Here is a 16819-nt window from a genome sequence, read left to right as displayed (position 1 = left end):
AATATCCAACTGATATACTTGTTAAATTGCACATAATCTATCTTATGAGATCATAGTCTGCGCCCTAAAAATCAGATCATGTGCCAAATGGTTTTTAGCTGCAATTCAGCAGGCTAGAAAGTGAGCACTTATAAGCGCGCCTTCATCTTTGGGACGTTCTCCCCCTCCCTGTTAAAGCTGCCCCGCCAAACTCCCTTTGACATAACTTTTCCCGTCCCCACGCCTCACAATAACATGTTTCATTTTTGCAACACCAAATACAAACGTTTGTATTTTGTATTGCAAACGTTTGTATTTGTGCGTATGTAGGATCGCAAGAATTAGAGAAGTAACATTCGTTGCTCGAATATAATCATGACGGGGAGTCAAAATTATGAGATCTAGACACTACTTATTTGCGTCAGTTGCAACGCTAGCATTTGCCGCTCCAATGGCAGCACACGCTCAAGACAACGCTGAAGCAGCCACTGAAGATAGGGCTCGCCTAGACACAATCGTCGTGACAGGTACTTTTAGCTCCGCTGGTCAAAACAAAATCGACTCAAGTATTTCTGTCAGCTCTCTAGATCTTGATGAAGTACAAGGCGCTGTTCCTCGCAACACAGCTGAAGTTCTAAGACAGCTCCCTGGTATTCGTACTGAAAGCTCTTCAGGTGGTGGTAACTCAAACATCAACGTTCGCGGTATCCCTATTTCAACAGGTGGTGCAAAATACCTTTCTTTCCAAGAAGATGGACTTCCTGTCCTGTTGTTTGGTGACAGCAACTTCGCTCCTGCTGATGGTTTCTTCAAAGTAGATGGCACACTGGCGCGCGTTGAATCTGTTCGTGGTGGTACAGCGTCCACACTCACAACCAATGGTGCAGGTGGTATTGTAAACTTCATCGGTAAAACAGGTGAAATTGCAGGCGGAAGCATCGCTCTAAACTACGGTCTAGACCATGATGATTTCCGTATAGATGCGGAATATGGCGGCGACATCTCAGATGACATGTATTACCACATTGGCGGACACTTCCAGCAAGGTGGAGACTTCCGCGATTCAGGTTATGATGCAATTTCCGGTGGCCAGCTTCGCACTTCACTGACAAAACTATTCGACAACGGTAAGATTACTGTAACTGGTAAATGGTTGAAGAAATCAGATGCAGCCTACTTCCCGCAGCTCGTATCTCGTACAGACGATGGCAACGGCAATGGAACGGTTGGCACAAGCCTAGGCAGCTTCGATGCAGCTGATCATTCAATTTATTCAAACTACACACGCTTTGGACAAGGTGTTGATGGTCAAGGCAATTTAGACAATTACGATCTTGCTGACGGTTTGAACCACGAAGTAAAATCGATTGCAGCACACGCAAACTTTGATCTGGGCGACGGTTTCACATTCGACAACAAAGCCAGATACCAAATTATCTCCGGTGAATTCCTTGGTGGCTTCTCAAACGGCGTCACACTTGCCGAAGATATTCCGGGCTCAACATACTATAATGGACCTAACGCTGGCGAAGCTGTGACAGCAGCAAACCTGCCAAACGGTGTCGTATCAAACGTTGCAATCTTCAATGTTGACCTAGAAGACTTAAACAATTTTGCAAACGACATGCGTTTGACAAAAACGATAGACTTCAATGGCGGCACTTTAGATGTTGTTCTTGGTCACTTCTTCATGAGCCAATCATTCAAACAAGACTGGCACTGGAGCGAAATCCGCACGACAACAGAAAATGACGCCGTTCTGATTTCAACACCAGGTTCCGTGAACGGTATCCACGGCGTGAACCAAGCATTTGGCTGGGATGGATCTAACAGAAATTACGACCTTGAAGCAGAAGTTAGCTCACCATTCATTGGTATCAACTACGCAACTGGCCCACTGACATTTGATGCAAGTGTGCGTATGGATAACATGAAACAAAATGGTATCCGGACAGAGGCCGCTGGTGGCGACTTTGACGTCAATAATGATGGTGTCATCACAGGCTCAGAAGCATCTGTTTCACTTAACAACGGCACAGTAGGCGCAATTGCAAACCTTGAAGTGGATCACACAGCTTGGTCTGTTGGTGCAAACTACCTCATCACTGATAATGTATCCGTATTTGGTCGCGCTTCTAGCGGTGCATCATTCAACTTTGACCGCGCACTAGACTTTGGTGTGCGTGATGCAGGCGGCGCACTCAACGATGGCGGCGATGATGCATATGTTGATGTAGTCGACCAATATGAAATTGGTACAAAATGGCAAGATCTAAACATCGCATCAGGTAGCGCAGACCTTTATGCAACTGTATTCTTCTCAGAAACTGAAGAATCCAACCTCACAATCACACCTCCATCAGGCCGTGTGCGTGAATATGAAGCGATGGGTCTTGAACTTGAAGGTCGCTACAATGTTGGAAACTTCGACCTATTTGCAACGATGACATACACTGATGCAGAGATTACATCAGCCTCTAACATTGCAAATGACGGGTCACTCGTGGCTGACACAGCTCTAACAGGTAACAAACCTCAACGTCAGGCTGATGTTATCTGGGCGATTAGTCCAAGCTACTCATTCGACCGTTTCCGCATTGGCGCAAGCTGGGTTGGAACAACAGACAGTTATGCAAATGACTCAAACACGCTCACACAAGATGGCTACTCCGTATTCAACTTGAATGCAGCGTTCAGCCTAACAGACTCACTAGAGCTTGGCATAAACATCAACAACCTCACTGACGAAGCAGGTATCACGGAATCCGCAAATGATGGACGTGATGGTTGGGATACAAATGGTGACGGGCTGCTTGATACAACAATCGGACGTTCAATTCAGGGCAGAACGGCATCTGCAAGCCTGCGTTATACATTCTAAGGCTTTTCCCTCCCGGGTCCTCTTCAATTGTCCCCAGGGTCCGGAATTTACTCAACCCCAATCACGCTTGTGATTGGGGTATTTTTTTTCGCAATATGAATTGAAAAAAGTTTGGAAGAAGAGACCTCTAGTAAAAATCTAGATTAGCCTGCGTGTCCCTTAAAACAAATTGGCGCAATCGCTCTCTTCGCACGGCAAGAGCATCAAGCATTTGTTGAATGTCATTGTTTAATGGCTGAACGCAATCATGTCCTGACCACCCCATTCCATACAAAACAAACTGATAATTGTTTTCTGAAAAACACTGAATCCGGCGATCAAAATCATACACGCTAGGCACACTGTTTTGCCATTGATGCAGCTTTTGTTTAAGTGTTTCAGGGACTGTTTGCGGCCCCCTATTTTCCGTCCAAAAATCACTGTCATCACGATTGGACAAACAATAGTGCAGCTTTAAAAAATCGACGATGTTTTCATAGTGAAGTCTCATGGCTTCATTATAGCGCTCTTGCGGTTGCGCCCCCGAAAAGAAACGCGGCAACATATCAAGAAGCGCCCAATTGGCCATTTCAATCAGATAAATACCTGTGGATTCAAGAGGTTCTAAAAAACCGCTCGATAAACCCACAGCCACACAATTTTTTCGCCATTGGCGTGCGTGATACCCAGTCTTCATATCAAGAAACCGCACATCTAGGTCTTCTATAGGCTTGCCCGTGTAGTTTGCTAAACATTGGACCGCATCTTCATCATTCATATGCCGCGTACTAAAGACGTGTCCTATACCGCGCCGAGTTTGCAAGGCGATATCCCATATCCAACCAGCTGTTTGCGCAGTGCATTTGGTATATCCAGTAATGTCGCGTTTATCCTCGACCGGAATACGCGTTGTCACAGCCCGATTGACGAACAAGATTGATGATTTATCGATAAACTCATTCTCTTGATCAGCATTTATAAGGCGCGCCGCAAAACCAGTACAATCAATAAAGAAATCGCCTTCAATGCTTCGTCCATCATCAAGCTGCACTGACGAAAAATTGCCGTTTTCAGAGGATGAGGCACCTACAACTTTCCCAATTATTTGTGCGACGCTCACGTCTCTAAATTTTGCTTTTAAAAACTCAACCAACTTTCCTGCATCAAGATGGTATGCATAAGCCAACGCCCCATCATAAGCGCGATCGTTGGAATGCTTAGGTGCTCTGCCTAATTTTGCAATTTCCGGCTGAACCGAAAACAGATCAGCGAAATCCTCTCTCTGATCCTTTCCAAGTTTAGACCATTGATGAGCAGGGTTATGGCCCTCAACTGACACAAGCTCACCAAAAGGATGAAAGTAACTTTCCGCAGGCGCTTTGGCCGGCGTTTCACGCCATTGGATAAACTCAATACCATGCTTAAAAGTCGCATCGCACGCTTTTAGAAATTCGCGCTCGTCTATGCCACATGCATTCAGGGTTTGCCTCAGTGAAGGAATAGTCGCCTCACCCACGCCTATTGTTGCAATATCGGACGCTTCAACCAATGTAATGTTTACATTTTTTTGAAAGCGATTCTTTAACTGGCTCGATAGAAACGCAGCCGAAAGCCACCCCGCTGTGCCCCCACCCACGATGACAATATGATGAGAATTATTGTCTTGGTTCATAGCTCTATCCAATCGTTTGCATTGATAAAAAGGTATGGTATTTGTTAAACCTCGGCAACAGTCATTGCGCACCCCTATTCAGTCAGTAATGTGAGCCAATTGAGTTGAGTCTAGTTATTTGACTGGATTTTGCCATTTTAAATTTAGTCAAAACAGCCCATATTGGAGCCTGCAAGAATGCCAAAAACTGGAAAACGCGCAACTATGGTAGATCTTGCAAAGATGGCCGAGGTTGATATTTCAACCGTATCTCGCGCACTAAATGGTAGCTCGGTCGTTAAAGAAAACACGCGAGAACGTATTCTAAAAATAGCGGATGAAATTGGCTATGTTGTCAATGCATCAGCGCGCAACCTCAGAAAACAATCTAGTCGCGCGATCGGGATAGTCATCCCGCTTTCTCCTGAATCTGGGCAAACCATTTCCGATCCGTTTTTCCTCGAAATGGTGGGGGCAGTATCTCACGCTGCTTCAAAGCGCGGCTTTGATCTTATCGTTAGCGTTCCTCAAGAAGAAACGAAAGTCTCCGAGCAGCGCTTATTGCAAACTGGGCGAGCCGATGGATTGATCATCATTGGTCAAGCGGGACGCGATGAACGCCTTAAGAACCTTGGCAATGAAGCCAAAAATATAGTCGTCTGGGGTGGATCAACCGAAAACCAAACATACACATTGGTTGGTAGTGACAATATTGAAGGCGGCCGCACAGCGGCAGAACACCTCCTAAATCTTGGCCGCAAACGCATCCTATTTCTAGGAGACCGTAGTTTGCCAGAGGTGGAATTAAGGTATCAAGGGCTTGTCAAAGCCCATTCGCAAAAAGGTATGGAACATGCCCCTGAATTAATCTTAGAATTGGACTTTTCTGGGCTTACAGCATTTGAAAAACTTATTAGTTTTCATAAAGGCGGAGCCAATTTTGATGCTATCTTTGCAGCATCAGATGTGCTGGCAATTGCCGCCATTCATGCTTTAAGAGCTTGTAATTTGTCCGTACCAGATGATGTGTCTGTCGTTGGCTATGATGATATTGGACAAGCTAAAATCCTAACCCCTTCTCTCACCACCATCAATCAAAACATTAGCTTAGGTGGTGAGTTACTTGTGGACCTATTGCTGAAAAAGGTCGCAGGAGAAAAAGTTGAATCCGCTGTGACGCCCACAAAACTTATCGTCAGAGAATCATGTGGTGGACTAAAATAGTCCACCAACCAGATTATCTCAGTGGTATTTCGATAATCGGCCCAAAAGAAAGCTGAACATCGTCATTTGCCATTTCTGTGTAAGGCGCAATAAAATTCACCGAATGCCTATCTGCATTATATTGTGTGACACTACCACCGAACAAAAACTCACACCCCGGAACCAAACTGCCGTCAGTTGAATATGATCTCCACGGGCCGTTTAAATCCTCTGATATATAAAAGCGTTGCACCTTTGTTATTTCATCAACTGGTTGGCCCTCATACCTGCTGTCACACGCTGAGATAACCAGAAGATAACTACCGGTATCACCTAACGGATATACTTTAGGTACTTCTGCCTGCGTGACCAATTCAGAATCCGGCAGGCACACAGGTGGGAATAGTGTTTTGACCTGAAAACCATTGTCGCGCTCTTCTAAAGTTGCGCGCGCAATCGCTGGACGGTCAGGGCCAACTTTTGCTGACCAATATAGATGAATAACGCCTGCAGCATCTTGAATGGCAAAAGGGTCGCGCCAAGCCAAAATTGGTCCGCCCTCTTCTCCTAGTCCATCGCCCAAAGTTTGCTTAGGTCCTAAATAATATCCGGCAGCGATAATCTCATCATATTGAAAAAGAGATGAGGATATAGATGTGCTCTGAATATTGATCTCATCATCAATTGAATCAGCACTTCCAACACATATTGACTGAATGAAAGGACGACCATCCTCACATTCCATTATACCTGTGAAGCCATATAAGACACGGCCATCACACAGCTGAGTCACAGAACCACTCCAAACATTTCTTGAATCACTTCTATCTTCAAGCTGAGACGGTGTCTGTACCGCGCCTAAATCTGTCCAAGTTGCGCCATTATCGTCACTTGCAAAGCGACGCACATGAAAACGGTGATTATTGCGGTGTTCTGGCAAAATAGCTTCACCGCGAACATCTATTCTTGGCATAGCAAGACAATATAGATTCAACTGCTTACCTATCTGGCAAGTCCATGAATCCCATAGCCACAAATCTGGATGTTTAATCCCATTTTCAAAGGTCATCGCAGCAGGTGGCGTCGTAATATCTTTTAATTGTGCATTCATGTCGCCACTCCTTCTATGCCATACTCTGTTTCATTTGCTTCGGAGAGCGCGCGTTCGGCTGGGTGATACTTCCAATTATATAGAGCAAGCAGGAATAAAACGCCTGTAAAACCAGTCGCAAGTAGGAACCCAATTCGCATGTCTCCTCCACCGAATCGATCACTAACAAAAGCCATCAAGATCGGGCCAATAGCGGCAGAAGCAGCGGTAAAGAACAATATCAAACCGGCAACTGCACCATGGTCTGTTTTGGGAAAGCAGCTAATGCCTTTGGAATTCAAAGTTGGGTAAATCATAGACATAAACAAACCCGACAATGGCAGGAGATAAACAGCAGCATTTTTGCCGATTATTGCACTACCTAGAAAACATCCAAAAATTATAGCTGAAAAACAAAGTATTACTGGTTTCCAGTCAAAATGCTGCAGAATCCACGCCCCTAAAAAACGACCTGCGGCGCGAAGTACAAAGAAAATCATGACCGCATAGGCCGCAAACCACATAGCCGGCTTACTACCTTCAAACCCAACCAAAAATGTCGGCAACCACACAAATATCGCAACTTCCGCGGCCACATACATTGCAATTCCAAAAGAGAATCCAAGCGCATATTTGTTTTTCAAAAGAGAGAGTGTGTGACCCAGGGTAGCTTTATTTTTATCTGCAATTTCATAGTCTGGGTATTTGGTGAACAATGCTGCAAGCATCATGACAACACACAATCCCGCAGCGATTAAATATAGCCATGTCCATGATAATCCTGCTGATGTAAGCGCCACGACCAACATCGGTCCGATGATTGCTCCAACACCGAAAAAACCCTCAACAGCGTTCATCTTAGCAGTGTGATGTTCCGTCGAAGACGCGATATCACCAATTAAAGCAAGTGCTGCTGTTTTAAACAGCCCGATTGCTAAGCCAGATACAAAGAGAAGGGCAAAATAGAGATAAAAGGACTCCCCCATCATAAACATAGCGCTAGCAAAAGCATATACGCCCAGTCCTATTAGGATAGCATTTTTACGGCCAATCCGATCCGCAACAAAGCCGAGTCCGACGCCGCTCAGAGCAATCGCTATCATAGTTGACCAGTGAAATGCGCTAGCCTGTGTGTTTGTGAGCCCCATATCATCTTTAGCGATTTTTATGATTTCGCCTACAGCATCTGTCGTCATGGCAAACATGAAGAACATCGCATAGGTCAAAGCTGATATTAACGTATGGGATGCTGACTTATCTTGTGTGTTGTTATTTAACATTTTTATCTCCCGCTAACTTTACGCTACACCAAAATACAAACGATTGCAATATATCTTTACAAACGATTGTATTTTGAGCTATGATAGCTGGAACAACCGGATAAGGGGCTCTCAAAATGTCGAATTCAAATAATAAAATATACGCTGGAATTGATGCAGGCGGCACGACTTTCAAATGCGTTATTGCGACAGCTGACGCTCAGATCCTTTACTCGCAGCGTTTCCCAACAACTCAGCCAGAAGAAACCATACGATCATGTGTTGGCTTTTTCAAAGACATGCAGCAAATGCATGACCTTGAATTTGAAGGTTTAGGTATTGCTGCCTTTGGTCCTTTGGATATTGATGAGGCGAGCGACACTTATGGCTCCATCCTCAACACACCCAAACCTTATTGGAGCAATGTGAACCTGAAGAAAGAGTTTGAAGAAAAACTCGGCCTGAAAACTATAGTCAACACTGATGTAAATTCTGCAATTGCTGCTGAGCTATGGTGGGGAGCAGCGCAAAATTGTCGCCGCGCTGCCTATGTAACGATCGGCACAGGTATTGGTGTTGGATTAGTCCAAGATGGTATATTCATGGGAAGTCCCCTTCACCCAGAAATGGGGCATATCCGAGTTCAACGCCACATCGATGATCAAGACTATAAAGGCTATTGCCGCTTCCATAATGATTGCCTCGAAGGCCTTGCATGTGCTCCCGCTTTCGAGGAACGCTACGGATCTGCGAAAGAGCTTCCTACAAATCATAAAGGTTGGGATATTGAAGCTTACTATCTTGCTCAGATATGTCTCAATCTAACGCTAACTTTCCGCCCAGAGCGCATTGTTCTTGGGGGTGGTTTAATGTTGGCTGCTCAATTCTTACCCAAAATTCAAAAGCAATATGAAGCACTCCTTGGCGATTATTTGCGCGGCAACGTTCCCCAAGCTTCACACCTCATTCGTACACCTTTATTAGGTGATAATGCAGGCATGCTCGGTGCTATAGCCATACAATTGGAATAAAATGCCAAGCCATTGCTTTTCAGCTCAAAGAAAAAACCAGAACAAGTTTACCATAATTGGCCTATTAAAGCGGGGGTTTATACTGATCTTCCAATTGTGATTATCATTCTAATACCAGCCGTTTTAGGAAACAATTATAGTTTATCATTGGAACGGCTTTTGAATGCAATCAAACTTCACATCTATAGCGTCGAGGTTTTTTTGACTTAAAATGCAGAGAGATTTATGACCACCAAGACATTGTCCGCTACCAAACTCTCACAAAAAAGTGATGCCGTTTCGCAATTGATTTTATACTAAAACATATTTAGTGGACGTATAACTAACTATTTATATTACAGTTTTACTTAAATACATGCTATGGCCCCACTCTCATAAAACACGATAATGTGAGTGGTCTGTAATGCTGATAGATATATGATGATTAGTCTCACCTTGGGCGCTATCGTTGTCGGGCGATTTTAAATTTTTCCGACAGACATTTGAGCTAAAATAGACAATTGCAAATGTCTTTTTATACAAAGCATTGGCTTAGAAATATTAGCTCAGACCTTATTTGGACACGAGATGTTGAAAATATACTGGACAATCTTCTTTCTAACTCTGGGCGTATTCACGCCTCCAGCATACGCGCAACGAGGCTCGAATGCACCCCCAAGTGTGTTTGTTGAAAATGTTCAGTCACGTGAATTTTCACTCAATATCGAAGCTTTAGGCACTTTAGAGCCAAATGAAAAAGTTGACCTCACTTTAAACGTCGCTGATCGCGTAACGGCTATATTTTTTGACGACGGACAACGCATAGAAGAAGGCAAGACACTGCTCTCTCTTGCTCAACGTGAACAGGTTGCTCTTGTCGAAGCAGCAGAAGCAACACTTGATGAAGCAACAACCCAACTCGATCGGGTAATGCGTTTGAGTAAAGAAAACGCAATCGCACAGTCTGAAGTCGATCAAGCGCGCCGTGACAGAGATAATGCCAGCGCACAATTGCGAGCAGTTCAATCGCGTCAGAAAGACCGCGTCCTCGTTGCACCTTTTGATGGTGTGTTGGGCTTTCGCATGGTGAGTGTGGGAACATATGTGCGCGCCGGAGATGTTGTGGCGACACTGATTGATGACAGCGAAATGAAATTAGAATTCGCTGTCCCATCCACTTTCTTACGATCCCTAAAACAAGGCACGCCCATCTCAGCTTACACATCTGATTTACCTGGCGAAACGTTTAACGGAATGATTGCGACAATAGATAATGCTATTGATCCAATCACAAGATCCATCAAAGTGCGGGCGATATTACCCAACCCAGACCAGGTTTTAAAATCAGGTATGTTTATGCAGGTCACGTTAAAAACGACGCCGCGCAACAGCCCCTCTATTCCCGAAGAAGCCGTGCAATCTGTAGGACCAGATACATTTGTCTACGTCATCAATGATATCAACGGCAAGAAAATCGCGACTCGCAAACAGGTCCAATTGGGCGCGCGTCAAAGCAAATATGTTGAAATCATATCAGGCGTTGAAACTGGAGATGTCGTGATCACCGAAGGGATTATGCGGGTGAGAGAAGGCAGTGAAGTAAGCATTACAGATCCATCATCAATCATGCCTGAAGTCTTCGAAGAAAATACGCGTTTGGCTGCCAGCGGCTCCTCTCCAGCAGGAAAATAAATCATGATCCTCTCGGATGTCTCGGTAAAAAAACCCGTTTTTGCCTCGGTTATTTCTCTCATTCTTGTTGTCTTTGGAATCGTATCTTTTGATCGTCTCGCCTTGCGTGAATATCCAGACATAGATGCGCCTGTTGTCTCAATTGAAACAAGCTATCCGGGAGCTTCAGCAAGTATTGTTGAAACACGTATTACGCAAATTCTGGAAGACAGAATCTCCGGTGTGGAAGGCATCCGCTTTATTAACTCCACCTCCCGCGATGGCCAATCCAATATCAGTATCGAATTTAGTGTTGATCAGGATATTGATGCAGCTGCCAATGATATTCGTGACAGGATTTCTGGTGTTTTGAACAATATCCCAGATGATGCCGAACCTCCTGAAATATCCAAAGAAGACGGGAATAATGATGTCATTTTATGGCTCAATCTGAGCAGTGACTCTATGACGTCACCAGAACTGTCTGATTATGCAGATCGCTATCTCATTGATAAATTCTCCGCGTTGGATGGCGTGGCGCGAGTTAGAACCGGTGGTGCTAGAAATTATGCACTCCGTGTCTGGATTGATCGTCGTGAGTTAGCAGCACGGGAATTAACAGTATCAGACATCGAAAGTGCTTTACGAAGCGAAAACATTGAATCGCCAGCGGGCAGCTTGGAATCATCAACACGCACATACACGCTTCGAATAGATCGTACTTTCCGTACACCTGAAGAATTTGCGACATTGGTATTGGCCAGTGGTGAAGATGGCTCCCTCATCCGCCTAGGCGATGTTGCCCGTGTAGAAAAAGGCACAACAGAAGACCGCACATTATTCCGAGGTAATGGCGTACCAATGATTGGTGTGGGCATTATCAAGCAATCCACAGCCAATACAGTTGATGTTGCCAAGGCCGCACGCGACCTCGCGGCCAAACTCAATCCCACCCTTCCAGAAGGCATGGCAATTGCGCAAACCTATGACACATCGGTTTTCATTTCCGCGTCCATTGCAGAAGTTTATAAAACGCTCGCTATATCCGTTGGTTTGGTGACACTGGTTATCTTTCTATTCCTTGGCAGTATCCGAGCCACTATTATTCCAGCCGTAACAGTTCCAGTTTCAATTATAGCCACTTTCACCTTCTTATATTTGTTCGGTTTTTCTGTGAACCTACTCACTCTGCTCGCACTCGTGCTCGCTATTGGGCTTGTGGTTGATGATGCCATTGTGGTGTTGGAAAACATCTCGCGTCGGATTGAAGAAGAAGACGAAACGCCGCTTGTCGCTTCATTCTTTGGAACGCGTCAGGTCGGTTTTGCCGTTATTGCCACAACACTTGTTCTGATCGCTGTGTTTGTTCCCATAACATTCCTTGAAGGCGATCTAGGACGATTATTTACCGAGTTTGCCCTCACCATGGCTGCGGCAGTGGCATTCTCTAGTCTTCTAGCACTAACACTTACTCCCATGCTCGCCTCCAAGCTTTTGAAAAAAGAAAAGAGCACAGGTGTATTTTCAGTCCTACCCCGCATGGTAGATTCTGTTTTCAAAGTTCTTCGCTCTGGTTATGGTTGGATTTTAGATCGTTTGATCTTTCGACCTATTCTTGTTGGATTAGCTCTTATAGGGATGACCGCCAGCGCATGGCTGCTCTTTCAAAACATTGATAATGAGTACGTTCCAAGCGAAGATCGCGGAGCCTTCTTCATCTCAGTGAGAGGGCCTCAAGGCGCGTCATTTGCACAAACATCTAAATATATAGATGAAATCGAACGCCGCCTACTGCCCTATACAGAGACCGGAGAAATTCAACGTCTCTTATTGCGTGCTCCCGGATTTGGAGCAAACACCTTTCATCAGGGGTTTGCAATCATTGTTCTAGACGATTGGTCAGCGCGCCGCCCGGCTCAAGAAATCATGAGTGAAATCAACAAAAAACTCTCAGACCTTCCAGATGTAAGTGTTTTTGCGCGTATGCGCGGTGGCCTTGGTGGAGGGACAGGTAAGCCTGTACAATTTGTTCTGGGTGGCCCTTCTTATGAGGACCTAACCAAATGGCGGGACACATTTGTTCAAGCCCTAGAAGAAAACAATCCGGGCCTCGCTGATATCGATTGGGACTATAAAGAGACCCAACCCCAATACCGCGTTCTTATTGATTATAATCGTGCTGCTGACCTCGGTGTGACTGTTGATGAAATCGGCTCGACCATGCAGACAATGCTGGGTTCGCGCCGCGTCACGACTTATGTTGATAATGGTGAAGAATACGATGTTATTCTTGAAGGTTTAAGGTCAGAACAAAACACGCCAAATGACGTGCAAAATATATATGTACGTTCGCAACGTTCTGGTCAGTTAATTCCCTTGTCGAATCTTGTCACCATCACCGCTCTCGCCGACAGCCCGAGTTTGAACCGTTATAACAAAGTACGGTCCATCACCATAGAAGCCGACCTTCTACCAGGCGCTTCGCTGGGAACTGTACTTGGTGAAATGCAGAAAATCGCACGCGACGTCTTACCTTCTGAAACCACAATTGATTTTAAAGGACAATCCCTTGATTATCAGACTTCAGGCAACTCGATTATGTTCGTGTTTGGTATAGGTTTGCTTGTTGTCTTCCTTGTTCTAGCTGCACAATTTGAAAGCTATCGTCACCCAATTGTTATTATGCTGTGTGTCCCCGGTACAATTGCTGGTGGGTTATTGGGCCTATGGCTCACAGGAAATACATTAAACATCTATACGCAAATCGGCTTGATCATGCTTATCGGACTTGCTGCCAAAAACGGTATTCTTATCGTTGAATTTGCCAACCAGCTCCGCGATGAAGGCAAGACATTTGATGTCGCACTCAAAGAAGCAGCCCTTGCTCGTTTTAGACCAATCATTATGACAAGCCTGACAACTGCGGCCGGTTCTGTGCCTCTCCTCCTCTCCAGCGGAGCCGGAGCTGAAACACGCATGGCAATCGGCGTTGTTATTCTATTTGGTGTGGTTGCTGCCGCGCTAATTACAGTCTTGTTTGTTCCAACAGCCTACGCCCTCATTTCACGAGGCTCAGGCTCACCAAATGAAGTAACGAAAAAACTGGCCCAAGAAACGGCTTAATCAAGAAAAATCACTTATTTTTCTTGGAGCGTTAAACCATCTGCCTGCAAGCCTGCAAGTTTTTCACTTGCGCTTGCAGAGCTAGGACCAATCGGTCCTGCCCGCCCTAAATAGCTCATTTCCACATCAAAATTTACATCATCTTCTAGTTCAAAACTCTGGCTAGGACGATCAAAATCAGGATAGTAGCCACATATTTCGCCATCGCTACAAATAAAGCCATCTCCATCCAGATCCGACGCCACGACAATAAGATACCCCTCACCTACCTCAACATCCGTAAAATTATATTGTGGATTTGGGCCAGTTGCAGACACCAATTGCCCGTCTTCAATTGTATTAAACCCTTCACCATCCCCAATATCTTGCTGCAACAATGCATATAAATTAGGATAAATCGGTGCCGGAGCACTCGGTAAAGTGGGTGATTTCAGCAAAGTCACTGCTATGTCAATCATACTTGCATCAGAGAGTGAAATCCGAATTGTGCTTTCATAAACCGCTTGTGTTAGCCCAGTTGTATCTGCAACCAAATTATACGTGCCAATCCCATCCGCATCCACATTAGAACTAGCTGTCACTGTCAACCAGTCAGGTGATGTCAGATCTATAACAGATGACACTGACAGAGCATCATCCCCGATTTTAGAAATTTCAAGTTCTCCATTTCCATTGGAAAACTCTATGTCTATTTCCTTAGGATTAGCAGAAATGCGAGTGGTTACAGCATTTAAATGCCCATTTCCCTGCGCTGCATTAATCATACGCGGCAGTGAAATTATGCCATATCCAGTTTTAAAGTCGAAACCTTCATCTTCAGCTTCAACTGTTAACACACCTGATTTCATCATTGATTGCAATTGAGATGTATTCAAAGTTGGATCAATCGCCCGCATCATAGCAATGGCACCAGCTACATGCGGAGCTGCCATCGAGCTTCCTTGATAGAGCGCCAAACTATCAACAAATGCGCCAGATTCTAATGTCGCATTTGCACCTATAATACCGTCAGAATTCCCATCATTATTTGAATCAACACGAACATCTCCACCAGGGGCTGTCAGGTCGATTTCAGCATATTCAGAACTATAATAAGCTTGTTTCTCATCTATATTAGATGCTGCAACGGCAAAAACATTATCATAAGCTGCTGGATAAAAAGGCGATTTTCCTAAGCTTGTGCCACCTTCATTCCCGCCCGCACCTATCACAATCACGCCCGCTGCTGTGGCTGCATTAATAGCAGACCGCGTTGCTGATGAAGGTGAATTTGAACCTAATGAGAGATTGATAACATCGGCCTTAACCGGCGCAAGCGGAACTCCAGACACAGGAAGCTGCGCGGCATAACGGATAGCACTTGCGATATCTCCCGGTAAAGTTTCGCAGTTTTCTCCTTCAGAATCTTCACCATCTGGCCCAATGCTTTTGCTATATCCTACTTTCAGCGCCATCAATTTTGCTTCTGGATATACACCCATCATGCCTTGGTTATTGATCGAAGCTAAAGCAATAGAAGCTACGTGAGTGCCGTGAAAATCATGACATAAATCAGCATTCTCATCATTTGGATCGACGATTTCTTCTGCTTCTGCATCAAATCCATCGCCATCATATTCAGCTTCAACAAAATCTCGCTGATCAATAATGCTATCTGCTATATCTGGGTGAGATGTCAAAAATCCGGAATCGATCACAGCAATCACCGGCGTATGTGACACTGATATCGCCGCAAGCGTCTGCCTCGCCTGATCCCATTCCACTTGAGAGAGGTTCCACTGTGTCGAAGGCGATGCCGATGGATCAAAATTGGAAGGTGGACCAATTTGAACTTTTCTTGGAAAGACATATGGCTCTAATACAGTCAGACCTTCTTTAAGGTTTATCGCTTTAATCGCATCAAGTGTCGCCCTTTGGCGTTGATGCCGTGTCGTTTTGTTTTTTGAGCCAATGCTATTTTGCGTAGATATATTGGAAGCGAGAAATTCAGAATAGTCTATTTCCACTCGCGCTCCAGCATTCATTTGTGAAAATTTACTATTCCTACCTACATGTGTCGCCGCCACTATTTTTTTCTGGTCTGCCGAGACAACAGCTTTACCGATTGCCACATGCGCAGGATTAATTTGTGAAACACTTGCACCAGCTAATTGCGAGCCACCAAGTGTGAGCGCATATTTTGATGATCCCGAACTGGCAATAACTTTGATAAGAAACTCGCCATCATTAGGAACAATTATTTCTTCACGCGCTTGAGTGGAACTATTGGATATTAGGAGAGAATTGTCGCTAAGATCGAGCAATTCAAGATCCAGATCAACACCAGACGCAGGGTCGACTGTGTCTCGTGACGGATTTGCGGTTTCTTCTTGTGCGATCTCTAATCGAAGAATTTCACCTGCCAAAAGATTGGCTTTGTAATAGTCAAACTCATCAGTAGACGAAGAATTGCCTAATTGCCCCTCAGGCGCACCATTTTCATCGACGGGAATTGTCTTGCTAACATACCCTAATATAAAGCTATTATTTTCAACCGACTGAGCAGACGCGGCCGTATTGTTTCTGACGAGACTGCCTCTATAACTATTCGTATCGGAATCTGTACGGAAAGGCAGCTCTGACGACAATGTCACGCTGATATCTGCAGTGGCCGGTGTCGGCGTTGGCGTAGGTGTTGGCACAGGCGTTGGTGTGGGTGTCGGCGTAGGTGTTGGTGTTGAGCTGCCCCCGCCTCCACAATTTGCGACAATCACAAAAGCGCAAAATGCTGCGCCACATTTCAACTTTGAAACAAGTCCGCTCATATTTAATGACAGTCTTTCTATCTAGTTCTGAGTATCAATTGCTCACAAACGCATTCACTCTCTTGATATACTTGTATCTTGATACAGACCTGAGACAACTAAATAAAACAGGTTCAATTTTGCATGTTTTTTTATAGAGAAAACTAGGGATTTGAGATTACAACCTTCC

Annotated in this window: 9 protein-coding genes; 5 read left to right on the top strand and 4 right to left on the bottom strand. The window is 44.8% G+C overall.

Annotated features, from left to right (window positions below; all coding sequences use genetic code 11):
- Window positions 1–373: 373 nt before the first annotated feature.
- Window positions 374–2860, top strand: coding sequence for a TonB-dependent receptor domain-containing protein (locus HBAL_RS16105; protein WP_012778256.1), 2487 nt, complete (start codon window positions 374–376; stop codon window positions 2858–2860).
- Between the two features lie 127 nt (window positions 2861–2987).
- Here HBAL_RS16105 and HBAL_RS16100 read toward each other — a convergent pair whose 3' ends face one another.
- The gene (locus tag HBAL_RS16100; RefSeq protein WP_012778255.1) at window positions 2988–4511 is read right to left on the bottom strand and encodes a tryptophan halogenase family protein; all 1524 of its coding nucleotides are present in this window, start codon (window positions 4509–4511) and stop codon (window positions 2988–2990) included.
- A 177-nt stretch (window positions 4512–4688) separates the two neighbouring features.
- On the opposite strand from HBAL_RS16100, the gene HBAL_RS16095 reads away from it, so the two are divergent.
- The gene (locus tag HBAL_RS16095; RefSeq protein WP_012778254.1) at window positions 4689–5714 is read left to right on the top strand and encodes a LacI family DNA-binding transcriptional regulator; all 1026 of its coding nucleotides are present in this window, start codon (window positions 4689–4691) and stop codon (window positions 5712–5714) included.
- Window positions 5715–5727: 13 nt separating this feature from the next.
- Here HBAL_RS16095 and HBAL_RS16090 read toward each other — a convergent pair whose 3' ends face one another.
- Together HBAL_RS16090 and HBAL_RS16085 are read right to left on the bottom strand one after the other, a co-directional pair.
- Window positions 5728–6804 (bottom strand): glycoside hydrolase family protein, encoded by a 1077-nt coding sequence (locus tag HBAL_RS16090; RefSeq protein WP_012778253.1) that lies wholly within the window; start codon window positions 6802–6804, stop codon window positions 5728–5730.
- Window positions 6801–8063 (bottom strand): MFS transporter, encoded by a 1263-nt coding sequence (locus tag HBAL_RS16085; RefSeq protein ID WP_012778252.1) that lies wholly within the window; start codon window positions 8061–8063, stop codon window positions 6801–6803. Before HBAL_RS16085 ends, HBAL_RS16090 begins: the two co-directional genes overlap by 4 nt.
- Window positions 8064–8179: 116 nt before the next feature.
- Here HBAL_RS16085 and HBAL_RS16080 point away from each other — a divergent pair, with 116 nt between their 5' ends.
- The 3 genes from HBAL_RS16080 to HBAL_RS16070 all read left to right on the top strand — a co-directional run bounded on the left by HBAL_RS16080 (window position 8180) and on the right by HBAL_RS16070 (window position 13846).
- On the top strand, window positions 8180–9073 hold the full coding sequence (locus HBAL_RS16080) for an ROK family protein (protein WP_012778251.1): 894 nt from the start codon (window positions 8180–8182) through the stop codon (window positions 9071–9073).
- A gap of 567 nt (window positions 9074–9640) precedes the next feature.
- The gene (locus HBAL_RS16075) at window positions 9641–10744 is read left to right on the top strand and encodes an efflux RND transporter periplasmic adaptor subunit (RefSeq protein WP_012778250.1); all 1104 of its coding nucleotides are present in this window, start codon (window positions 9641–9643) and stop codon (window positions 10742–10744) included.
- Window positions 10745–10747: 3 nt separating this feature from the next.
- Window positions 10748–13846, top strand: coding sequence for an efflux RND transporter permease subunit (locus HBAL_RS16070; protein WP_012778249.1), 3099 nt, complete (start codon window positions 10748–10750; stop codon window positions 13844–13846).
- Between the two features lie 14 nt (window positions 13847–13860).
- Here the strand turns inward: HBAL_RS16070 and HBAL_RS16065 are convergent, their stop codons facing one another.
- Window positions 13861–16650, bottom strand: coding sequence for a S8 family serine peptidase (locus HBAL_RS16065; protein ID WP_012778248.1), 2790 nt, complete (start codon window positions 16648–16650; stop codon window positions 13861–13863).
- Between the last annotated feature and the right edge of the window lie 169 nt (window positions 16651–16819).

The organism is Hirschia baltica ATCC 49814, from assembly GCF_000023785.1.
In the GTDB taxonomy this organism is placed as follows: Bacteria; Pseudomonadota; Alphaproteobacteria; order Caulobacterales; family Hyphomonadaceae; genus Hirschia; species Hirschia baltica.
Note: the sequence above shows the minus strand (reverse complement) of the source record. Positions and strands in the feature narration are given on the sequence as shown.